Raw genomic sequence first — 20776 nt, forward strand, 5'->3', positions numbered from 1 at the left:
AAAGTGAGGGAGTTTTGAGTTTATGGCAATGACACAACAAAAGGCGCTGAGTAAGATTTTTGGCGATCCGCAGAAGAAGATTTTGAAGCGGCTGCAGAAGCAAGTTGACGTAATTAACGGTCTGTCTGAAAAATATGAAAAACTGTCAGACAAAGAGTTGCAGGCGCAGACGGAGACGCTGAAAAAGCGTCTGACGAAGAAAAACGTAACGCTGGATACGATTTTGCCAGATGCCTTTGCGGTGGTGCGCGAGGCGGCCAAGCGCGTCATCGGTGAGCGCCCGTATGACGTCCAGCTAATCGGCGGCATGGTCCTTCATGAGGGTAATGTTGCTGAGATGAAGACCGGTGAAGGTAAAACCTTGGTGGCGACGCTGCCGACCTATCTGAATGCACTGGAGGAAAAAGGCGTTCATGTGGTGACCGTCAATGATTATCTGGCGCAGCGCGACGCTGGCTGGATGGGCCAGGTGTATGACTTTTTAGGCCTGACAACTGGCGTGATCATCAACGAAGCGTCGTTTGTGTATGACAAAGAGTATGATAATGAGCATCACGACGATCCGCGCATGCGCAAGCTCCGTCCGGTCACTCGTAAGGAAGCCTATGCGGCCGATATCACCTACGGTACGAACAATGAGTTTGGCTTTGACTATTTGCGTGACAACATGGTTAACGACGTTGACTTATTACGTCAGCGCGAGCTGAACTTTGCCATTGTTGACGAGGTGGATTCAATTCTGATCGACGAAGCGCGGACGCCACTGATCATCTCGGCGCCAGCAGCGGAGAACCCGGACAATTACTACACCTTCGCTAAAGTTGCCAGTAAACTAGTGCCAGAGGACTATGTTTTGGATGAAAAGCGCCGCAGCGTGGCCTTGACTGATGAGGGCGTGGAAAAAGTCCAAAAACTGCTGGGTATAAAAAATTTGTACACGCCAGATCACGTGCGCAGCGTTTATCATATGGACCAGGCTCTGCGAGCACAAACATTGTTCAAGCGCGACAAAGACTATGTGGTGACCAATGATGGCGAAGTGATCATCGTCGATGAGCACACTGGTCGTTTGATGCAAGGACGCCGTTACAACGAAGGTTTACACCAGGCAATTGAGGCGAAAGAAGGTGTGCCAGTGCTGGAAGAAAGCATGACGCTGGCGACCATTTCGTTCCAGAACTATTTCCGTTTGTATAATAAACTTTCCGGTATGACCGGTACGGCATTTACAGAGGCGGAAGAGTTTCAACAAATTTATTCACTGGACGTTATCCAGATTCCACCGAACAAGCCAGTTATTCGCGACGATAAAGAAGACCTGATTTTCAAGACCGAAAAGGGCAAGCTGAAGGCAGTCGCCGAAGCTATTAAGGATTATCATAAGCAAGGCCGGCCGGTGCTGGTTGGTTCTGGTTCAATCGCTAAGAACGAGCAGATTGCTAAATATCTGGAAAAAGAAGGCATCAAGTTTGAGATTTTGAACGCTAAGAATAATGAGCGCGAGGCGGCTATCATCGAGAAGGCTGGTGAAAAGGGCGCCATTACGCTAGCGACAAACATTGCTGGACGTGGTACCGACATTAAATTGGGCAAGGGCGTCAAGGAATTGGGTGGCCTGGTGGTGATCGGCTCAGAGCGGCACGAATCACGACGCATCGACAATCAGCTGCGCGGTCGTGGTGGTCGTCAGGGTGACCCAGGTGAAACGCAGTTCTATGTGTCGACCGAAGACGATTTGATGCGAATTTTCCAAGGCGAGCGCATCGCTGCATTGATGGACCGGCTGGGTGTCGACGAAGAAACGCCAATTCAAAACCGTGCCGTATCAAAGACGTTGGAGGCAGCCCAGAAGCGCGTTGAGGGCTACAACTTTGATACGCGCAAAAATGTTGTTCAGTACGACAACGTCATTAATCGTCACCGCCGCGTGGTCTACACGATGCGGCGAAAAATCCTTGAAGGCGACAATATTCAGCCGGAAATTGAGCGATTGTTGCGTGACAGAGTCAAAGAATTAGTGACGCTACCAACCAAAAACAACCCGAAGTTTATCGAGGAATTTACGTCGGCCTTTCCGGTCGATGAGGCGGCCGTGCGCAAGGTTGGCCGCGAGAAAAAAGACCGTCCACGCCTCCAAAAAGCCCTGAAACTAGCACACCAGGCCTACCGGGAAAAAGATGAAGAAATCGGTACTGAAGAGTTGCGCGGTGTGGAGCGCGAGGTGTATATGGCGGTGCTCGACACCCTGTGGATGCAGCACCTAGAGAATATGCAACACCTACGCGAAGGCATTCACTGGCGCAGCGTTGGGCAGCGCGATCCGTTAGTAGAATACCGGGCGGAGTCACAAAAATTGTTCACCAGCCTTCAGGAAAATCTGCGTAACGAAGTTCTGAACACAATTTTTCATATTCATAGATCTGACGCGGTGATTCGTCAGTCGCAGGATGATGAGTATGATACCGAGCTAACGCGCCTAGCCGAAAGTGCAGTTGAGCGCGGTGTCAATGAAGTTGGTGCGGGCGAGGAAAATCGCGACGGTGACTTTTCGGTGAAAAAGGGTAAATCAAACGCCGAGTCGAACCGCGCCAAAAACCAAGCACGTAAGAAGAAAAAAACGCAGCGCCAAAACCGCAAAAAGAACCGCAAATAAATCTAAAACCGGTGGGCAGAGAGCGACAGACAGATGAAACATACGGTCAAAGAAATAAAATTGAAAAATGGTGCGAAAGGCTTGTTTATCGATGTGCCGGACGCGACAGTGATGAGCTTTCAGGTGCAGTTTCGGGCGGGCAATCGCTACGTTCGCGACAAGGACATCTACGAGACGGCGCACATCATGGAGCACATGGCATTCGGGGCGAATGAGAAGTTTCGTTCGGAGCACGCGTATGAGCAGGAGTTTACCAAGAATGGCGCCTATCATAACGCGTTCACCTCTGATTATTCAATGGTGTACGAGGCGGCCTGCGCGGATTTTGAATGGGATCGGATCTTGGATTTGCAGCGGCTGGCGATTACTACGCCGCGCTTTAATGCTGAAGAACTAGAGGCCGAGAAGGGTAACGTTCGGAGCGAGCTGACCGGCTATCTCAATAACCATAACCGTGTGATGTGGCCGCGGGTGCAGCAGGCACTGGGCGAGGATATTTTGACATATAATCAGCGGCTGAAAACGATTGACGCGATTACGCTAAAGGATATCAAGGAGCACCATCGGCGGACACATACCCTCAACAATATGCGATTTGTGGTGGCGGGCAAGTTGACTGGGCGGATGGCGACGATTCGTGAATCGCTGGAGCAGTGGCAGCTAGAGCCGGGCGAGCGGTTTACCATTCCGCACGATAACCTGTCGAGTGCCGCACCGATTTTTATCCACCGCAAGGAGGCCTCGAATCTGACATTTGGCTGGTCGATGAATTTGCCGCGTGAGCTGAGCGATGAGGATTCTGACGCTATGGGCTGCTTGAATCATATCTTGACCGGGACGATGAGTTCGCGGATTTTCGGGGCGGCGCGCAAGAAGGGGCTGGCTTACGGTGTGTTCAGCGACACTTCGGTCGGGTTTTATGATTCGGCGTGGGACTTTGGCGGCCAGGTCAACCTCGAGACAGCCGAGGCACTGTTCGATATCATCGTGCGTGAGCTGCGCCGGGTGTTGAACGGGACGATCACCTCAGAGGATATCGAGAATGCCAAGTCGTATGCGCTGGGTCGCTATCAGATGGGGGCGCAAACGGTAGCGCAGGTCAGCAATTTTTATACCGGGCGTTATTTTGCCGATGATTTCGTCAAGAATTATGAGGGCGTGCCGACAGCGATTTTGGCAGTGACCGCTGACCAAATTGTTCGGGTGGCGCGAGAGTTTTTTGCAGCAAATACCTGGGTGCTTGCTGGCGTGAGTAGCGGCGATAAAGAGCTGCTTGGGCGACTGCAGGAGAAGCTTGAGGGGTTGTTTTAGGCGGGATCTTCCTGCTTATGCTTGAGAAAGACGACCCTTGTGTATTACTATTACTATGGGGTTATTCAGTTGGACTGAGGTGAGTGGACTGTCTTTGGAATGGCCGGTTTACTCAGTCGCAATGCGAGAGGAGCAGAACATGTGTGAACATAATCTAGTAGGGACCGACCTCGATCCAGCAATATCTGAGCAGGAGCGAGCGAGATTGCTTGATCAAATGGCTGCTGATCAGGCGCGCAGTGATGCAGTTGCCGACCAAATATGGAAGGCTTTTAGAAATCATGAGATACTAGAGGGTCGGGATGTCTTGCCGCTCGTAGGTACGATGTATCGTGCAGTACGTGATCTGCGTACGAGTATTATAGATGGACGGCAACCTGTCGATCCTTCTCGTGGTCGGGTTGAGGTATCAATGCCTCTTGAAAATACCGATGCATATAAACAGGGGGGTGTGCGGCATATGGAGGACGCAATTTTTCTCCTGAAAGTGTGTGAAGAGTCTCATATTGATAGGAATTCGTTGGATACAGAGGGTGAGAAGGGCTGCGTTGAGGGCTATATGATGAAGCAAATCCAGCCACATATAGACTCCGGACTTCTCCCTAAAGATATCACTATCACGGCACATCCAATTAGACGGGATACTGATGGCGGCTATGACCCGCTCCCAATGCTTCCGTATGGCTCGGTAATTTTTAGGGCTAACGTATATCCACGACAAATCAGCGAAGAAGAAAGGGGTGAAGTAGCGGCTGGTGATGAGGTGGGGCTGCGGGAGATTGGTGAACATGCTATTCGGGGCGGGTTTTAGTAAAAGAAAGCCGTATCCGAGTGCTCGTTTTCTGATGTCCCAACTGCTCTCGGTGGTATAATAGAAACTATGAAGATCGTTATCGCTGGCTATGGCCTTGAGGGTATATCAAGTTTGAGATATTTTCGGCAGGCTTTTCCTGATGCTAAATTTGTGATTGCTGACCAGAAAGCGGTCGAGAATGCGCCGGATGGCGTGGCAGTGCGGACTGGTGAGTCGGTGTTCGCCGAGCAGCTGCAGGATGCCGATATGGTGGTGCGAGCACCGGGTGTGCCGCCGCGGCTACTCAAAACGTCGGGCAAAATATGGTCGGCGACCAATGAGTTTTTCGACAAATGCCCAGCGCCGATTATTGGCGTGACGGGGACGAAAGGCAAGGGTACGACCTGTAGTCTGATCGCGGCGATCTTGCGGGCGGCCGGTCAGACGGTGCATCTGGTTGGGAATATTGGTGTGCCGGCACTGGACGCACTACCAAACATCACAAAAGACGACTTCGTTGTGTACGAGCTATCAAGTTTTCAGCTGTGGGATCTCGAGAAATCGCCAACTATTGCCGTGGTATTGATGATTGAGCCGGACCATTTGGAGGTGCATACGGATTTTGCCGAGTACCTTGATGCCAAGAAAAATATTTGTCGTCACCAGGGCATTATTGATACATGTTTATATCATCCAACGAATAAATACTCACGGGAGGTAGCCACCGCGCCGCTTGATAGGCTATTGTATGGGTGTGACTGTGAGACATGTAGCGAATACTGCGGAGATGATGAGTTAAATTTCGCGTACCGCTATGCTGTCCCTGATGAGGATCAGGTGTATGTCCGGGATGGCTACTTTTGCGTACAAGATCGGCGGATTTGTCGCACCGATCATTTACGGCTGCCGGGCGCGCACAACCTCGAGAACGCCTGTGCGGCGATGAGCGCAGTGACAGAATTGCCGATCACGGTGACCGACGAGCAGTATGCGGCTGGATTAGAGAGTTTTACGGGATTGCCACATCGATTAAAATTTGTTACTGAGAAAAATGGTGTGAAGTATTACGATGACAGTATCGCTACCACGCCAGGCAGTGCCATTGCGGCGCTGCGGGCGTTTGAAGCGCCGAAAGTGCTGATCGTCGGTGGGTACGACAAGGGGGCGGATTATGATGAAATGGCCACGGAGATTGCCAGACAAACGGTGCGGGCGGTGATTATCATCGGGGAAAACGCGGCGAAGATTGAGCAGTCGCTGCATCAAGCATCGGTCGCGGCGACAACAGTAGTACTCGGTCAGACAACGATGGTGGATGTCGTCGCCCAAGCCAGTCAATTATCTCGCCCAGGCGATGTTGTCATCCTCAGCCCGGCGGCCGCCAGCTTTGGTATGTTCAAAAATTACGTCGACCGCGGTGAGCAATTTGTGGCGGCGGTGGAGAAGTTGTAGGTGGTAGTTTTGTTATAAAGATCTGCCGTAGTTGAGCAACATCTTAGACTAAAACATTGACATGTTACAATAAAATATGTATAATAGTTGTCATGTCAGAAAAAGATAGGCCTATTGAACAATATCATCAGCCGCGTCTTTGGGGTGAAACGACTGATCCAAAAGAACATAGCCCAAAACATTTCCGATATCTTGTTCACGCTATTAATCCATTTGCCAAAATAGGCGCCATGGCTGGTTGTGCCTTGGATTCAATGGAGGGGTTTGGTCCTGAGGCGTCAGGAGACCAATCGATATCTATGTATAAACAACCTGAGCGCATTGGAGATAGGGTTTCTGCTAGTATGTCATTGATCGACCAAGACCACACCGCCACTTGGGGGAGCGGTGGGCTTATTATTGATGCTCCTGAAGAGAATATAGTCATAACTTCTGGAGCTGATGCGAGTGCTCGTAACAATAATCGAGATCTGCTCATAAAACAGGGCCATATTTGTGGTATTATAGATCCGAATGAACTTTTAAATAGGACTTCACAGTATGCTCATAATGAAGTCGTGGCTCTTGCCGAACACGAGGGTCACCAGCTGCAAACCGTTGGTTTTTTCTACAAAGTAACACCAAAAGGTGAGCCGGTAAATCATCATCTTGCGCAGGCAATGCATATGCATGCCGATAGACTGCAGTTACCGATTGTAGAGATACCTGAGCCTCGTTGTGCTGACTCTGAGAATAAAGTACATCGTACCATTCGTCATGGGAAAGAGGAGGAGAGTATCATCGTTAGCTTAGATGGATACAATTTCTACCTTAGGGGGTTTGATGATACGTCTGGATGCTCAACTTATTCGATGCTTGATAAAGATTCTCTTCAGGCCTGCTTTGCATCTCCTTGTCAGTTTAAAAAAGCTGTTGAGTTTGCTGTTGGTATGGGAGAATTGAGTGATGAAGATGCTCAGCATATTCTGAGTGGCTATGAAGAAGCAGATTTGCAACGAAAAACCCCGACTGCGTATTATGATAAATATGGAAATTTTGAGAAAATAGAATATTTTGAAGGTTATGGTAGCGAAGAGTATTATATCTCTATTAGGAAAACAGGCCATAGCGCTAGGGGGAATACGATAGACGCGAGAAGGTTTTATAGGGCATTACTTTGTGATGATCAGTTGGCAACGGCTGGGCCGATCGAATCTCCACTAAGTCCTGCTGATGCAGAATTCGTGATTAAGGAAGCTATCGGTAAGCTTGACCCGGCCAGAGCTGTAGAATTAGAAAAGTGGCATGAAGATCATAAGTCGGTCATTGAAAGAGTATGGCGTGATCGTGTGCAATCAGCCTCTAGGCTATCTGGTCAGTTTGCTGTGAGATACCACTCTATACTATAGATAGAGTAATGAACTTCTTCAGGTTCATTACTAGTGGTGTATTAGTTTATCCCTGATACACCTCAGGTCTCAACACTCCGATATACGGTAGGTTTCGGTATTGTTGGCGGAAGTCTAGGCCGTAGCCGACGACGAATTCGTTAGGAACTGACAGGCCGACGTAATCGGCGGTAACGTTGGCGATACGTCGTTCGGGTTTGTCGAGTAGTGAGCAGACTTTGATTGAGGACGCACCGCGACCAGAGAATAATTCTAGCAACCTTTCCAACGTTCGACCGGTATCGACGATGTCTTCGACCAGCAAAATATGCCGCCCAGTAACGTCGCTATCAATGTCTTTGAGAATAGTGACCGCGCCGGATGATTCAGTTGCGTCGCCGTAGCTAGAGACGTCAATGAAATCGATTTCCAGGTAACAGTCCATCGCTCGCACTAGATCAATCATAAACGGTGCTGCACCGCGCAGTATACCGATGATCAGCGGGTTTTTGTCACGATATTCTGCCGTCAGCTCTCGGCCCAGCTGCGCCACTGCATTGTTAATTTGCTCAGTAGTCACGAGGATTTTAGCAATGTCTTGATTCATTAGGATAAGTATAACAATTAGCTAGCAAAATCGCTAATCCGCTTGGCGATAATTGTAGTGGGTTCAAGAATGCGGCATTGCGGAAAAAGGCGTTGTAACCGCCTCTTAATTGCCAGATAATGCGTGCAGCCTAGAACAATAACATCGCTGCCGTCCGCAACACTGGCCGATACTTCATCAAGCACAATATCGTCGGCCAAACCTTGATCAATCATCTGCGCCCACGCACGGGTGTCTGGCGTATCGATGCGAACGCCAGTAGCATATTCACTGATAAGCGCGCGCAGACGCTGGCTGTGTTTGGTGGCGTTTGTCGCCAGCATGGTAATATGATGTGATTTGGTCAAGATGACGGCCGATTTGATCATCGGTTCAAAGCCCATAAAGCATACGTCTGTGTAACGTTGCCGCAGCGATCTAATCGCGTTAGTCGTGGCGGTATTGCATGCTATAACAATAATGTCGCATGATAGTATCGGCTGGATGGCGGCATCGGTTAGCGTGATAATCTCTTCCGGTGAACGATTGCCGTACGGTGCGTGCTCGCGGTCGATCGCCGTGATGTACGAATGCTGTGGCAGTAATTTTTTCAGCCTCTTTGCTACTAATTTGCCGCCAGTTCCCGTATCAAATATGCCAATCTTCATACAAAAAGTATAGCAAAATTGTTACAATAGTACCCATGCAGCCACTTAAAAAACGCATCCAGACCCTGCAGTCAGAAGTAGAACAGGCCAAGGCGGCGCTGGATTTTGCGGCGCTGGAGCAAGAGCTGGCGGCGCTGGACGAGCGGCTTAATCAGCCGGAGATTTGGCATAATCCGGACGAGGCGCAGGCCTTGGCTAAAAAGGCAGCTAGCTTGCGCCAGACAGTTGAGCCGTGGCAGACGCTGGGGGTGCAGCTGGCGGATATCGCTGAGTTGATGGAGCTGGGCGACGATGATCTGCTGCCGGAGTTTGAGGCGCAGGTGACGGCATTAGAGCAAGAATTTACCCGGCGCAAGACCGATTTGCTGTTTAGCGGCCCATACGACAACCGCGAGGCGGTGGTGCGGATTTCGGCGGGCGTAGGCGGGCTGGATGCTCAGGACTTTGCGGCGATGTTGGAGCGGATGTATCTGCGTTGGGCGGAGCGGTCGGGGATGAAAGTTGACACGCTGGAGCGTTCGACCAATGATGATGCCGGAATAAAGACGGCGGTGCTGGAGATTTCTGGGCCGTTTGCTTACGGGAAATTACGCTCAGAAAATGGCGTGCATCGGCTGGTGCGCCTCAGTCCGTTTAATGCTGATAATTTGCGCCAGACTAGCTTTGCGCTGGTGGAGGTGCTGCCAAAGATTGATACGCCGGATGAAATTTTGATTGATCCGAATGATCTGAGGATTGATGTGTATCGCTCGGGCGGTAAGGGCGGCCAAGGAGTGAACACCACTGACTCGGCGGTGCGGGTGACGCACGTACCGACGGGCATTACCGTGGCGATTCAAAATGAGCGTTCGCAGATTCAGAACAAAGAAACGGCGCTGAAGATTTTGCGATCCAAGTTGCTGGCGATGAAGCTAGAACAACACGCCGAAACGCTGTCTGACCTCAGGGCTGGCGAGTCGGCCAACTGGGGCAGCCAGATCAGAAATTATGTCCTGCACCCATACACGCTGGTCAAGGACACTCGCACTAAGCACGAGAACCGCAACGCTCAAGGGGTGCTGGATGGGGATGTTGATGAGTTTATGGCGGCTTATTTGCGCGAATCGCGCGGCTGACGGAAGACAGCAATGGTGATCATCACGGCAAAGGCGATGAGGCTGATGACCATGACGGACAAGAAATGTACACCAAACGGCCAAGCAGCTTGCCTGACGAGAACGTCGATCGGATATTTTCGGTTGGTGTCATCGCCGATGATGTAATAGAGCCACGCGCATGTACCCACCAGAAAGCACACCATGGCGAGGCCGTACCATACTAATGTTGAAGTGTGGCGTGCGAGCCACTTGTTACTATCGGTAATTGCCTTGTTCTGCCAGCGGTTGGTGCCAATAAGCGTATAAAGCGGCAAGGCGAGACAGCCAGTAGTCAGGAGCAGTCCAGTCGCAGTGTACATGATATATACGAAAATACCGCTGTGTTGTGCTATGTCTTGTAGTAGCGTGACGTGGGGTGTGAGGAATAGGCATATGAGCGTGGCGCTAAGCGACATGACCATAAGTAGCGCCAATAGTCGCAAGCCAATCTCCAGTATCCTATAGGTGCGCCGTACAGGTTGCGCTGACTCATCAGGTGATTGCCCCACGAGCTGTCGTAGTCCACGTCCGAGGTAATATATACCCCAGACGATACTGATAAATAGGAATAGTCCACCGACCAGGAAGAGTGGCCAGCGTAGAGCATTGGCAGTTTGTCCAGGAGCCTCGCAGCATGACCAGGTGTCTTGCGGTCGCGCCGCGTCAAACGTATCCGGCAGGAATGGTACGCTGATATTACTGATAATCATTAATCCGACCCCGATGATACTGAGGGCGATAAACATGATACTGAGGCGATTGAGTAATGTGGCTGAAGTTTTCATATGTCTAGTGTAGCATGGTTCGTCGCGCTAATTCGCATCATCCTAAAAAATCTGCTATACTAATGGCAATGATTTTGTTAGATAGGGTTACCAAAACATATGGCAAGGACAACAAGCCGGCCTTGAACCGGGTGAGTGTTCATGTCAAGCCTGGCGAGTTTGTGATTCTGGTCGGGACATCGGGCGCGGGGAAGTCGACGTTGCTCAAGCTGCTGACCCGCGAGGAAAAGCCGACTGGTGGCAAGATTGTTGTCGGCGGGATTGATTATGATACGCTCAAAGACAAGCATATCCCGCTGCTCAGGCGCAAAATCGGTGTGGTGTTTCAGGATTTCAAGCTGCTGCCGAATCGGACGGTGTTTGAAAATGTGGCTTTTGCGCTGGAGATTGCTGGGATGACCAACCGCGAGATTAAGTCAACGGTGCCAAAAGTCATTGAACTGGTGGGACTGAAAGGCAAGGAAAAGAACTTCCCGCATCAGCTATCTGGTGGTGAGCGCCAGCGGGTGGCAATTGCCCGGGCAGTGGTGCGCCAGCCAAAGATTTTGATCGCGGACGAGCCGACTGGTAACCTCGACCCCAAGCACAGCTGGGATATTGTGCGCTTGCTGGAAAAAATTAACAAATACGGCACCACGGTGCTGCTGACCACGCATAATGTTGATATTGTCAATAAGCTCAAGCGTCGGGTGATCACCATTGATCATGGTAAAATCACCTCTGATCAAGCCAAGGGGAGTTACAAACAATGACCGATATTTCACGTAAAGCCGCCGCCAAGGCGCGCGTCGATCCCAAAGTCCTTAAGCGCACGCGGCAGCGTCGCCGTCGGGTGCTGACGTTCTGGCGAATGTGCCGGTATGGTATCAATAATTTTAGCCGTAACACCTGGTTGACGATTGCAGCGACTGCGGTGATGGCGGTGACGCTGCTGATCATCGCCCTCACTATAGCCGCCCGCCAAGTACTGGTTGACTCGGTCGATACAATTTCACGCAAGGCGGATATGTCAATTTTCCTCAAAGGCTCAACCGAGCAAAAGGTGATTGATGAGTTGATATCGCGCCTGAGTAAGCTCCACAATGTCGAAAAGGTAACGTATATTTCAGCAGAGCAGGCGCGGCAAGAACAGATTGAGCAGCACAAGAATGACCCGGCGTTTCTTGAGGCGATCAAAGAATCAAGCAATGAAATGCCGGCGTCGCTGCGGGCCTCACTCAAGGATTTGAACGACCAGCGACCACTGATTGAGTTTACCAAGCATGATGAACTGTACAAAAAGCATAAAGACCCGACCAAGGAGCCGTCGTTCATCGGCGATCGGCGCGATGCGATCAATGCCATCGGTGACTGGGTGCGGTTTGCCAGTATCGCTGGCTCGATCGCTACGGTGGTGTTTGTAGTGATTTCGTCGCTGGTGGTGTTTAACACCATCAGGATGGCGATTTTTAATCGTAAAGATGAGATCCAGATGATGAAGCTGATCGGTGCCGATCGCGGATTTATTCGTGGGCCGTTTATCGTTGAGGCGGTTATGTATGGATTTATCGCGGCACTGGTGGCTTCAGGGGTTGGGTATCTGTTGTTGTTTTCGGCGCATGACAAGCTGGCGGTGCGGCTGCCGATGGATAATTTGATGAATATTGGCACCACGTATGCCGGACTGGTGGTGCTAGCGATGATTATGATCGGTGCGGTGATTGGCATTATCTCGTCATTGATCGCGACGCGCAAATACTTAAAATTATAAGTTATTTTGTCGCTGACCCCTGAATATTTACTGAGCCAGGGCGCTTGACGTCCATATGTCGCTTGTGCTAAAATAAAAAGCAATGAAGATACGGTCCACCACACCAGTTTCGACATCACGAGCCACACGGGCAGCTCTCGTGGCGGTTAGTGCTGTTGTTTTGGGCGCTGGCGTGTTCCAGCTCGGCCCACACGTATTCGCGCGTGACTATGAAGCGGAAATTAACGCTCTCAACCAACAGGCGCAACAGGCGCAGAACGAGGCCAATCGTCTCGGGACGATGGCGGCGACGTTGGAGGAGGAGCTGGGGCGCATTAACGCGCAGATCGATTCAATTCGGGCGGAAATTGCCAAGAGTCAGCAAAAGCACGACACGTTGGTTGCGGAAATTGCTAAGAATAAGCTAGCGATTGAAAAGAACCGCAAGGTCATGGGCAAAATCTTGTCAGATATTTACCTCGATGATCAGATTTCGCCGCTTGAGATGCTGGCTAGCTCCAAGTCGATCGGTGATTATGTTGATAAGCAGGAGCAACGCAGTAGCTTGCGATCATCACTGAACGATAAGATCAAGGAAATAAAGGCGCTGCAGGCTAAATTAGAAGAGAATAAAAAGTCAGTTGAGAATGTGCTCAAAGACCAGAAGGCTCAGCAGACACAACTAGCGTCCAAGCAGGCAGAGCAGGCCAAGCTGGTTAATGACACCAAGAACGACCAGAATGCCTATGCAGCTCTCGCAACGCAACGCAATAACCAAGCAGCGAAACTACGCGAAGAGCAGGCGGCGGCTAACCGGCGAGCGCTTGGCGGGGTGTCAATTCCGGGTGGTATCCCGGGTGGTGGCGGCTATCCAGGCGTCTGGGCAAACGCACCACTGGATGCTTACGTCGATCCATGGGGCTTATATACACGTGAGTGTGTGAGCTATGTGGCGTGGAAGATCCACAGTACCGGTCGGTTTGTGCCGCATTTTGGTGGGGCTGGTAACGCTAATCAGTGGCCATCAACAGCGGCGCGATACGGCATCCAGAGCGGTTCGACACCAAAGGCTGGCGCAGCAGCGGTTATGAATGTTGGCTATTATGGACACGTGATGTACGTCGAGTCGGTTAATGGTGACGGCACAATTACGGTCAGCGACTATAACTTGGCGTGGGACGGTCTGTACCGAAAGTATACGCGTTTAGCCTCGGGCCTAACCTACGTGTATTTTTAATAGCACGATGAGTCAATAAAACCCTCGCATCAGCGGGGGTTTTTGTGTACAATAGATATATGACAGAGCAACGGAGGGTAGGAACGCGAGCTCACTTGTTTTTGGGCGGGCTGCTGATCGCGATTGTGAGTTTTGTGGCCGGAACGCGGTCAGATCTGATTATGGCGCAGGTCGGGTCGCTGTTTGGCCTCAGGACGGCGACGGGGTCGCTGGATGTATCAACGGTGCAGCGCGTGTACCGTGAGTTAAAGGCTCATTATGACGGTAAGTTGGATGAGCAAGCACTTACGCGTGGGGCGGCGCGCGGTATGGTGGCGGCGACGGGCGATCCGCACACGGCGTACATGGATCCGGATGAAGCCAAGGAGTTTGAAAAGAGCTTGTCGGGTAATATTGGTGGCGGTATCGGGGCGGAAATTGCTAAGAAACATAACGTGCCGACGATTATCCGACCGCTCAAAAATAGCCCAGCCGAAAAGGCGGGCATCAAAGCCGGTGATGTCATCGTCAAGGTTAATGACACGGTGGTGACTGATATGCCGGTTGATCAAGTGGTGCAGCGCATTCGTGGCGATGTTGGCACGACGGTCAAGTTGGTATTGTCGCGTGGTGGCGAACGTAAAGACGTGACAGTGACGCGCGAGAAAGTCGTCGCGCCGGCTGCCGAGTGGAAGATTGATGGTGAGATCGGTATTTTGACAGTCAGTCGCTTTAATGATGACACCGGCAAGCAAGCGCGCCAAGCCGCCGAGGAGTTTCGCTCGGCAGGTGTCAAGAAAGTTATCCTCGACCTCAGGGGAAATCCTGGTGGTACCGTGGCGGCCGCACAGGCGCTAGCAGGGCTGTGGCTTGATCATCAGGTGGTGATGACGCAGCGGCGCGGCGAGCAGGTTGTCTCGACGGAGAAATCGACTGGCCAGCCGCTTCTCGGTGATATCAAGACGGTTGTGTTGATTAACGGTGGTAGTGCCAGCGCCAGCGAGATCGTGGCGGGGGCGCTCAAGGATTACGGCAAGGCGACGCTGGTTGGTGAAAAAACCTATGGTAAGGGCAGTGTGCAGCGGCCGATTGATCTGGCGGACGGCTCGGTTCTAAAAGTGACCGAGGCGCGCTGGTATACGCCGCATGGCAAGAATATTGATAAGTCGGGTATCGAGCCGGATGTCAAGGTCGAGATGACGACCGGGGCGGCGGATAATGGGCGTGACCCACAGTTAGAGAAAGCAAAGAGTGTCTAGCTTAAAAAGGGAGGGTAAGGGACATGCAACACAGAAAAAAAATACTATTAGTTGAAGACGATACGGCACTGGCGGCAGTCTATCGGTCGCGGCTCGAGCTGGAGGGCTTTGAGATTCGTGAGGTGCATAATGGCGAGGACGCACTGTCGGCAACGGTGGCGTTTCGGCCGGACTTGATCGTACTGGATGCCATGATGCCGAAATTTAGCGGCTTTGACGTGCTCGATATCCTGCGCAATACACCAGAAACAACCAACGTGCGGGTGATCATGCTGACGGCGCTCAGCCAGCAGAAAGACCGAGAGCGGGCGGAGGCGCTGGGCGTAGATGAATATCTCGTCAAGTCACAGGTGGTGATTGGCGACGTGGTAACGCGAGTAAAGCATCATTTGGGTGTGTCGTAGTTGCTCGGAGAAATTAGCCGCTCAAATACTGCTAGTGTAGCCGAATAAACAGCTAAATAGATGGGTGTAATCTGGATGCCGGGATAGCGGCGTCATAGAATAGAGAATAGTGCTGACTAGCCGACGCAAACCTGGGTTCGTCGCTCGGTTTTGCCGGTGAATTTGGTTTTCTTGACTCGCTTAAAGGTGACGACACCGGACTTAGCAGCGTGGATGGTGTAGTTGCGGCTCATGTATGCACCTGCACCAGCGACTTTCGTGGCGCCCGTTTGGCGGACGAGTACCTCACCGGCGTTGACTTTTTGGCCGCCGAAACGCTTGACGCCGAGGCGTTGGCCAGGGTTGTTGTGGATGTTTTTACTTGAGCCACCAGCTTTGACTTTTGACATTGAAACTCCTTAAATTTTCTAAACCTAATCCGTACCAGTATAAGTGACGGCTGATAAAAAGTCAAGGGGCTTTACTTGATTGGGCGGGTGTTATATAACTAGGGGCTATGAACGAGCAGAATATGACGGAAAGAAAACCTGGGTTGGGCGAGTTGGTAAATAGAAGAACGGTACTACTGGGTGGCTTGGGTACTGTTGGCGCAGTGGTATTCGGTGGTGCTGTGTACGAATCTCAAGAGAAGCCTCGTGACGGAGAGGCACTCCAAGCATTGCACGCGGTACAGACGGCGGCGGCAGAGGTTGCTGAGCGCGGTGTCAATGGTCAGACGACACCAGAAGAGACGATTGCAGCGATACTGCGGTACGAGAGCGGTGAAACAGCAAAGGTTGAGGTGGCGCTTTCCGAGCCGCTGGCGCACTACGCTATGGGTGAGGGGCGGTATGCGTCAGCTGGAGCGAATATGGTGGATGGACTATTGAGCCAGATTGGGCGAGAGATGTTTGCCAGTAAAGATCAACAGATGACGACGGAAATGGCGAACCAGGCGCGGCCGACCTTGGCGTTTTTGGTCATGGCGTTGAATCAGCGGCGGATTGGTCTGGGCGCTAGGGATTTACTAGCAATGTGTCAGCAGTATCATCCGGAGGCGATCACTCCTTCTGTGGCCGAGCAAGCAGCAGAGGCGCGTCAAGCGCAGCTTGATCTTTTGGAAAAGGAGTTGGTGGGTCGTTTGGGACAGCTCGCAGACTATGATCCGGCGTTACGGCTCAATCGTCCGGTGCTTGGACAGCCAGCAAGATAAGTAGCTCGCGGGCGACGACCTGGTCAGGGCGGCGGTAGATGAGTGGTGTACGACGGTTGAGGTGGTGATAACCGAGCTGTCGGAGGTGCTTTATCAGCGGCACATGAGTGGCCTGGTCGGATGCGTCGTACCACGCTGGCACGGCGATGCATAACGGCGTGTTTGGAGCTAGCTGCGGACGGATATTAGTGAGGAAGCCGGTGATAATGTGATTACAGTTGCCGACAACCTCTGCTAATTTTTGGGGTGCGGGCGGTGCGGAAAAGGGCTGGCCAAGGTAGGTCTCGCAGACGACGGCAGTGAGTTTCTCGCTGTTTGACCAGCGGTGGGTGGTGGCGTCGGCTTGGTGAATGTCAATGACACGGCTAATTGGTCGGCTGGGCGCGGTGAACGTCGATTGTAGCCATGACAGGTTCTCGGCGGTGTAATCAACCATTCTCTGGCTGAGGTCGGTGCCGACGACATCGTAGCCAGCAAGCAGCGCTTCTTGCAGGACGGTGCCGGTGCCGCAGAACGGGTCGAGGATTGTTACAACAGGTCGGCTTCCAGCCGTCTCCTCCAAGTTGAATGCATCCGGCAACGTCGTCCGCAGAACCATCGACTTATCAGAGAGGCTGGAAGCCGCTCCCGCCGCAGAATTGCTGCACGATCTGTGATGAGCCAGCGACCCGGCACCTAGCGCTAAATTCAGCATAATCTGCGCTAATTTGGGTGGCAGCATGCCAACGAAGGCGTCGCGTTTGGGACGATGGCGGTCGCGGCGGGTATAGGCGGTGATATTCTGGACGCCGCGGCTTTCGGCGATGATCAGGCGGCGGTCGGTCGTTTTGACGAGCAACAGCTCGACCTTGTGCGGCGAACTGCCGAGCTTATTGTTATGCGCGGTGGCGGTAGAGAGGGCGGACTGATCGTTGGGGATGAGGCGGAGGCTGGTGTCAGATTTTTTGAGGGATGATTTGAGGATGAGGCCGGTTTTCTGGACATCGCGGGCGGTAATGGCTAGGTTATAAGCGCTGAGACCGAGGGTGATTTTATGTGGCGAGTGCGCCCACTTGGCTTGATAATGCTGGGTGATGAAGCGCGAAGCGGCGAGGAGCGAGGCCTTGTCGGTGCGGCTGGCTGGTAGCTCGGTGATCACTTTGGCACATTTGATAGTGCCGCCCAATGTAGTAATGTCAAATTGAGATGTTTGAACTTTGGCAAATTGCTGGCTGATACGGTTGACGTAGTCCGCGCCAAAGACCGCCGCAAGTTCGGCGAGCGAGATCTCTGGCTGGCGGCCAAGCAGGGCGATATACATGGTTTGATTATAGCAAAAACCGCGTGATATAATGGGCGATATGGTGTCGAAAGGGATACGGCAGTTTTTAGAGGCGTTGAGATCACCGCGGACGATCATGAGTGTCGTGACGCTGGCGGTGCTGGTACTGATCGTTTTCCTGTCGCGCGCGGAATTGGTACGAGCGTGGGAGCTGCTTGGCCGGGCGAATATCTGGCTATTGATGTTGCTGCTACCGTTTCAAATTATCGTCTATTTTGCGGGCGGCGAGATGATCTTTGCCTATCTTCGCGACAAAAAACTGATCGGGCATATCTCGCGGTTTGAGCAGACACGGATTGCACTGGAGCTGAATCTGGTCAATCACATTTTTCCGTCGGGCGGTGTCAGCGGTATTTCCTACACAACGTGGCGGATGCACAAGCTCGGCGTCAGCTCGGCACGCTCAACGTTTGCCCAGGTGATCCGCTACGTGACGGGCTTTTTGTCGTTGATGGTGCTGCTGATTGTGGCGGTGTTAATCTTGTCAATTGACGGGCAGGTAAATCGCTACATCGTGACGTCAAGTTTCCTCCTCGTGCTGGTGGTGCTGGCGCTAACATTTGGGCTGATTTTTATGTTCTCGTCACGAAGGCGTATGCACAACACGGCGGTGCGGGTGTCGCGGCTGATCAACGCGGTGGTGCGGTGGGCGACGCTGGGCAAGATCAAGCGGCTGCTGGTTTCGACAAAAATCGAAGCATTTTTTGCTGAGATGCATGATGATTTCGTGGAGCTGTCAGAGCACCGGCGCCTACTCATCAAGCCGCTGGTCTGGGGGGCAATTTATGCCGTCTTTGATGTGTTGATGTTCATCGTGGCGTTTTGGGCGCTGGGCGTGTCGGTCAATCCGGCGGTGCTGATTATCGGCTACGGCGTGGCGGGGCTGGCGAGCTTGGTGGCCTTTACGCCGGGCGGTGCGGGCGTGTACGAAGCAATTATGATCGTTTTCTTGAGCATGACCGGTGTGGCACCGGACGTGGCTATCGCTGGGATTGTACTGACGCGGGTGATTTTACTAACGGGGACAATTGTCTTTGGGTATATGTTCTACCAGCACGCGCTGATCAAATATGGGCGGCCAGATGACGACGATAACACCGCGGTTTAGCGTTAGCGACTTTGTAGCAGTCGTCAATCAGGTGCTGGAGACGGCCGTTCCAGCCATCGAGGTTGAAGGTGAGGTCGCTGAGTTCGCGGTGCGTCAGCAAAAATTTGTCTTTTTTACCCTCAAGGACAGTGAGAGTGCGGTCAATTGTTTCATGATGGCCTGGCAGCTCAGGGCACCAATCGAGGAGGGAATGCGCGTGGTGGTGCGAGCCTCAGCTAAGTTAACTGCCAAGGGTAAGTTTAGCCTAACGGTACAGGAGGTCAAGCCACTGGGTGCGGGTCACCTCAAGCGCAGCGCTGAGTTACTCAGGGCGAAATTAGCGGCCGAAGGTCTGTTTGATGCGGAACGCAAGCGCCCCTTGCCACCATATCCTGCTCGTGTGGCGGTTATTTCTAGCACCCAGGCGGCCGGCTACGCAGATTTCATGAAAATTGCTGGTGAGCGCTGGGGCGGGGTGCAGTTTATCGTCGCTAACGTGAAGGTCCAGGGCGACGGCGCAGCTGATCAGGCGGTGCGGGCGATTGCCCACTGCAACCAGCTGGCGGAGCCGCCAGAGGTGATTGTGCTGATTCGCGGCGGTGGTAGCGCGGAGGACCTGGCGAGCTTCAATGATGAATGCTTGGCGCGAGCGGTGGCTGGTAGCCGCGTGCCGGTGCTGACTGGTATCGGGCACGAGGTTGACGAGAGTTTGTGCGATCTGGCGGCTGATCGACGGGCGGCCACGCCGAGCAATGCTGCGCAGCTATTATTTCTGGATAAACACGACCTGAAGCGACAGTTAGCGATGCGGCTGGGCGGCGTGGCAGAGGTAATTCAGCAGCAGATTGCGGAGCGTCGTTTACGTGCAACAATGTCGCAACAAGCGGTGCTCGAACAGTGGTTGCGCCGCGTCGAGATTGCTAAAAATATGGTATTGTCGCAACAACGGATGATCGCTGAGTACGATCCAGAGATGGCGCTGCGGCGCGGTTATGCGATGATCAGCGGCCACCGTCAGATTGGTAGTATTGTGAAGATTACAACAAAAGATATGATTATGAAAGCGAGGATTGAGAGTAGTGGAAAACGATAAAACGAATGAGAAAACAATTGAGCAGATGATGGCAGAGTTGAACGAACGCATCGCGTGGTTTCAGGGCGAGGAATTTAATCTGGATGAGGCCAAGCAGCGGTTCATCGAGGCGCGGCAGCTGGCGAAAGACATTACGGTGGTACTTGACGATATGCAGCACGATATTACAGTGCTCAGCGAGGATTTTGGCGCGTGATATGGCTGCTGTGGCTTGGTGGCGCGATTCTGATGATCTTTGCACTGCCAGCACTGATTGGTGCGCCGTATGTGCCGTCACGGTCGCGCGAAGTGCAGCGGCTGTTTGCTGAGGCGCTGCCGCTCGGTAAAGGTGACGTGGTGCTTGATATCGGATCGGGCGACGGTGTGGTGCTGATGGCGGCAGCCCAGCAGGGTGCGCGGGCGATTGGCTATGAGATTAATCCATTCCTGGTGCTAATATCGCGCTGGCGGCTGCGCAAACTACCGGGCGCCCAAGTACACTGGGCGAATATCTGGCGGCAGCCGGTGCTCGACAAGGTGACGGTGATGTATGCCTTTGGCGATGGTCGCGATATCGCAAAGATGTTTCAGCTGGCCGAGCGTCAAGCGGCCGCCCAGACCGAGCCGCTGACTTTCGTGAGCTACGGATTTTCTGTCCCCGGCACGCAACCGACAAAAGAATACCACGGCTATTTTCTCTATCAGCTGCCGGGAGGCTTTACATCGCCCGAAGCATAAGCTATAC

At 52.4% G+C, this 20776-nt stretch carries 21 protein-coding genes; 16 read left to right on the plus strand and 5 right to left on the minus strand.

The genetic code is table 11. The features are described from left to right. Positions 1-28: 28 nt before the first annotated feature. From secA to FBF27_01165, 5 genes are all read left to right on the plus strand, one after another. Positions 29-2653: a preprotein translocase subunit SecA gene (gene secA, locus FBF27_01145; protein ID QJU09646.1), complete on the plus strand. Its 2625-nt coding sequence runs from the start codon at positions 29-31 to the stop codon at positions 2651-2653. Positions 2654-2686: 33 nt separating this feature from the next. Continuing rightward, positions 2687-3964 (plus strand): insulinase family protein, encoded by a 1278-nt coding sequence (locus FBF27_01150; GenBank protein QJU09025.1) that lies wholly within the window; start codon positions 2687-2689, stop codon positions 3962-3964. A gap of 139 nt (positions 3965-4103) precedes the next feature. After that, entirely contained in the window at positions 4104-4775 is a 672-nt protein-coding gene (locus FBF27_01155; protein QJU09026.1) for a hypothetical protein, read from the plus strand. A gap of 69 nt (positions 4776-4844) precedes the next feature. Next, positions 4845-6209 (plus strand): UDP-N-acetylmuramoyl-L-alanine--D-glutamate ligase, encoded by a 1365-nt coding sequence (murD, locus tag FBF27_01160; protein QJU09027.1) that lies wholly within the window; start codon positions 4845-4847, stop codon positions 6207-6209. A gap of 92 nt (positions 6210-6301) precedes the next feature. Further along, positions 6302-7597, plus strand: a complete 1296-nt coding sequence (locus FBF27_01165; protein QJU09028.1) for a hypothetical protein — start codon at positions 6302-6304, stop codon at positions 7595-7597. Positions 7598-7643: 46 nt separating this feature from the next. Here FBF27_01165 and hpt read toward each other — a convergent pair whose 3' ends face one another. Further along, the gene (gene hpt, locus FBF27_01170) at positions 7644-8183 is read right to left on the minus strand and encodes a hypoxanthine phosphoribosyltransferase (protein ID QJU09029.1); all 540 of its coding nucleotides are present in this window, start codon (positions 8181-8183) and stop codon (positions 7644-7646) included. A gap of 17 nt (positions 8184-8200) precedes the next feature. Then, positions 8201-8830, minus strand: coding sequence for a hypothetical protein (locus tag FBF27_01175; protein QJU09030.1), 630 nt, complete (start codon positions 8828-8830; stop codon positions 8201-8203). A gap of 35 nt (positions 8831-8865) precedes the next feature. Here FBF27_01175 and FBF27_01180 point away from each other — a divergent pair, with 35 nt between their 5' ends. After that, complete coding sequence (locus tag FBF27_01180) at positions 8866-9945, plus strand: peptide chain release factor 2 (protein ID QJU09031.1); 1080 nt, start codon at positions 8866-8868, stop codon at positions 9943-9945. On the opposite strand, the gene FBF27_01185 is transcribed toward FBF27_01180, so the two are convergent. After that, positions 9921-10751, minus strand: a complete 831-nt coding sequence (locus FBF27_01185; protein ID QJU09032.1) for a hypothetical protein — start codon at positions 10749-10751, stop codon at positions 9921-9923. The genes FBF27_01180 and FBF27_01185 overlap by 25 nt on opposite strands. A 68-nt stretch (positions 10752-10819) precedes the next feature. On the opposite strand from FBF27_01185, the gene ftsE reads away from it, so the two are divergent. The 5 genes from ftsE to FBF27_01210 all read left to right on the plus strand — a co-directional run bounded on the left by ftsE (position 10820) and on the right by FBF27_01210 (position 15359). Next, positions 10820-11503, plus strand: a complete 684-nt coding sequence (gene ftsE, locus FBF27_01190; protein QJU09033.1) for a cell division ATP-binding protein FtsE — start codon at positions 10820-10822, stop codon at positions 11501-11503. Further along, entirely contained in the window at positions 11500-12501 is a 1002-nt protein-coding gene (locus tag FBF27_01195) for an FtsX-like permease family protein (protein QJU09034.1), read from the plus strand. Before ftsE ends, FBF27_01195 begins: the two co-directional genes overlap by 4 nt. A gap of 82 nt (positions 12502-12583) precedes the next feature. Next, entirely contained in the window at positions 12584-13717 is a 1134-nt protein-coding gene (locus FBF27_01200; protein QJU09035.1) for a CHAP domain-containing protein, read from the plus strand. Positions 13718-13776: 59 nt separating this feature from the next. Beyond that, positions 13777-14955: a S41 family peptidase gene (locus tag FBF27_01205; protein QJU09036.1), complete on the plus strand. Its 1179-nt coding sequence runs from the start codon at positions 13777-13779 to the stop codon at positions 14953-14955. Between the two features lie 23 nt (positions 14956-14978). Next, positions 14979-15359 (plus strand): response regulator, encoded by a 381-nt coding sequence (locus FBF27_01210; protein ID QJU09037.1) that lies wholly within the window; start codon positions 14979-14981, stop codon positions 15357-15359. A 116-nt stretch (positions 15360-15475) separates the two neighbouring features. Here the strand turns inward: FBF27_01210 and FBF27_01215 are convergent, their stop codons facing one another. After that, entirely contained in the window at positions 15476-15748 is a 273-nt protein-coding gene (locus tag FBF27_01215) for a 50S ribosomal protein L27 (GenBank protein ID QJU09038.1), read from the minus strand. Positions 15749-15855: 107 nt separating this feature from the next. On the opposite strand from FBF27_01215, the gene FBF27_01220 reads away from it, so the two are divergent. Beyond that, a complete protein-coding gene (locus tag FBF27_01220; GenBank protein ID QJU09039.1) occupies positions 15856-16551 on the plus strand; it encodes a hypothetical protein in 696 nt (231 codons plus the stop codon). On the opposite strand, the gene FBF27_01225 is transcribed toward FBF27_01220, so the two are convergent. Beyond that, on the minus strand, positions 16517-17950 hold the full coding sequence (locus FBF27_01225; protein QJU09040.1) for a hypothetical protein: 1434 nt from the start codon (positions 17948-17950) through the stop codon (positions 16517-16519). The genes FBF27_01220 and FBF27_01225 overlap by 35 nt on opposite strands. Between FBF27_01225 and FBF27_01230 the strand changes: the two genes are divergently transcribed. From FBF27_01230 to FBF27_01245, 4 genes are read left to right on the plus strand one after another with little or no spacing between them, the layout of a single operon-like run. Further along, a complete protein-coding gene (locus FBF27_01230; GenBank protein QJU09041.1) occupies positions 17883-18980 on the plus strand; it encodes a flippase-like domain-containing protein in 1098 nt (365 codons plus the stop codon). The two genes, FBF27_01225 and FBF27_01230, sit on opposite strands and share 68 nt — an antisense overlap. After that, positions 18943-20052 (plus strand): exodeoxyribonuclease VII large subunit, encoded by a 1110-nt coding sequence (gene xseA / locus FBF27_01235; protein QJU09042.1) that lies wholly within the window; start codon positions 18943-18945, stop codon positions 20050-20052. The genes FBF27_01230 and xseA overlap by 38 nt, the downstream gene beginning before the upstream one ends. Then, entirely contained in the window at positions 20039-20248 is a 210-nt protein-coding gene (locus tag FBF27_01240; protein QJU09043.1) for a hypothetical protein, read from the plus strand. Before xseA ends, FBF27_01240 begins: the two co-directional genes overlap by 14 nt. After that, positions 20245-20769: a hypothetical protein gene (locus FBF27_01245; GenBank protein QJU09044.1), complete on the plus strand. Its 525-nt coding sequence runs from the start codon at positions 20245-20247 to the stop codon at positions 20767-20769. The genes FBF27_01240 and FBF27_01245 overlap by 4 nt, the downstream gene beginning before the upstream one ends. The last annotated feature ends 7 nt before the right edge of the window (positions 20770-20776 follow it).

This window comes from Candidatus Saccharibacteria bacterium oral taxon 488, from assembly GCA_013100805.1.
Classification (GTDB): Bacteria; Patescibacteriota; Saccharimonadia; order Saccharimonadales; family Saccharimonadaceae; genus Nanosynbacter.

Excerpts from the sequence above, each read along its gene's own strand:
- FBF27_01225 (QJU09040.1), bottom strand. The coding sequence starts at position 17,950 with ATGATCGTCCGCGGTGATCTCAACGCCTCTAAAAACTGCCGTATCCCT.
- FBF27_01215 (QJU09038.1), bottom strand. The coding sequence starts at position 15,748 with ATGTCAAAAGTCAAAGCTGGTGGCTCAAGTAAAAACATCCACAACAAC.
- hpt (QJU09029.1), bottom strand. The coding sequence starts at position 8,183 with ATGAATCAAGACATTGCTAAAATCCTCGTGACTACTGAGCAAATTAAC.
- FBF27_01150 (QJU09025.1), top strand. The coding sequence starts at position 2,687 with ATGAAACATACGGTCAAAGAAATAAAATTGAAAAATGGTGCGAAAGGC.
- FBF27_01205 (QJU09036.1), top strand. The coding sequence starts at position 13,777 with ATGACAGAGCAACGGAGGGTAGGAACGCGAGCTCACTTGTTTTTGGGC.
- FBF27_01195 (QJU09034.1), top strand. The coding sequence starts at position 11,500 with ATGACCGATATTTCACGTAAAGCCGCCGCCAAGGCGCGCGTCGATCCC.
- murD (QJU09027.1), top strand. The coding sequence starts at position 4,845 with ATGAAGATCGTTATCGCTGGCTATGGCCTTGAGGGTATATCAAGTTTG.
- FBF27_01175 (QJU09030.1), bottom strand. The coding sequence starts at position 8,830 with ATGAAGATTGGCATATTTGATACGGGAACTGGCGGCAAATTAGTAGCA.
- FBF27_01180 (QJU09031.1), top strand. The coding sequence starts at position 8,866 with ATGCAGCCACTTAAAAAACGCATCCAGACCCTGCAGTCAGAAGTAGAA.
- FBF27_01155 (QJU09026.1), top strand. The coding sequence starts at position 4,104 with ATGTGTGAACATAATCTAGTAGGGACCGACCTCGATCCAGCAATATCT.
- FBF27_01165 (QJU09028.1), top strand. The coding sequence starts at position 6,302 with ATGTCAGAAAAAGATAGGCCTATTGAACAATATCATCAGCCGCGTCTT.
- FBF27_01185 (QJU09032.1), bottom strand. The coding sequence starts at position 10,751 with ATGAAAACTTCAGCCACATTACTCAATCGCCTCAGTATCATGTTTATC.
- FBF27_01200 (QJU09035.1), top strand. The coding sequence starts at position 12,584 with ATGAAGATACGGTCCACCACACCAGTTTCGACATCACGAGCCACACGG.
- ftsE (QJU09033.1), top strand. The coding sequence starts at position 10,820 with ATGATTTTGTTAGATAGGGTTACCAAAACATATGGCAAGGACAACAAG.
- FBF27_01230 (QJU09041.1), top strand. The coding sequence starts at position 17,883 with ATGGGCGATATGGTGTCGAAAGGGATACGGCAGTTTTTAGAGGCGTTG.
- FBF27_01210 (QJU09037.1), top strand. The coding sequence starts at position 14,979 with ATGCAACACAGAAAAAAAATACTATTAGTTGAAGACGATACGGCACTG.
- secA (QJU09646.1), top strand. The coding sequence starts at position 29 with ATGACACAACAAAAGGCGCTGAGTAAGATTTTTGGCGATCCGCAGAAG.
- FBF27_01220 (QJU09039.1), top strand. The coding sequence starts at position 15,856 with ATGAACGAGCAGAATATGACGGAAAGAAAACCTGGGTTGGGCGAGTTG.
- xseA (QJU09042.1), top strand. The coding sequence starts at position 18,943 with ATGGGCGGCCAGATGACGACGATAACACCGCGGTTTAGCGTTAGCGAC.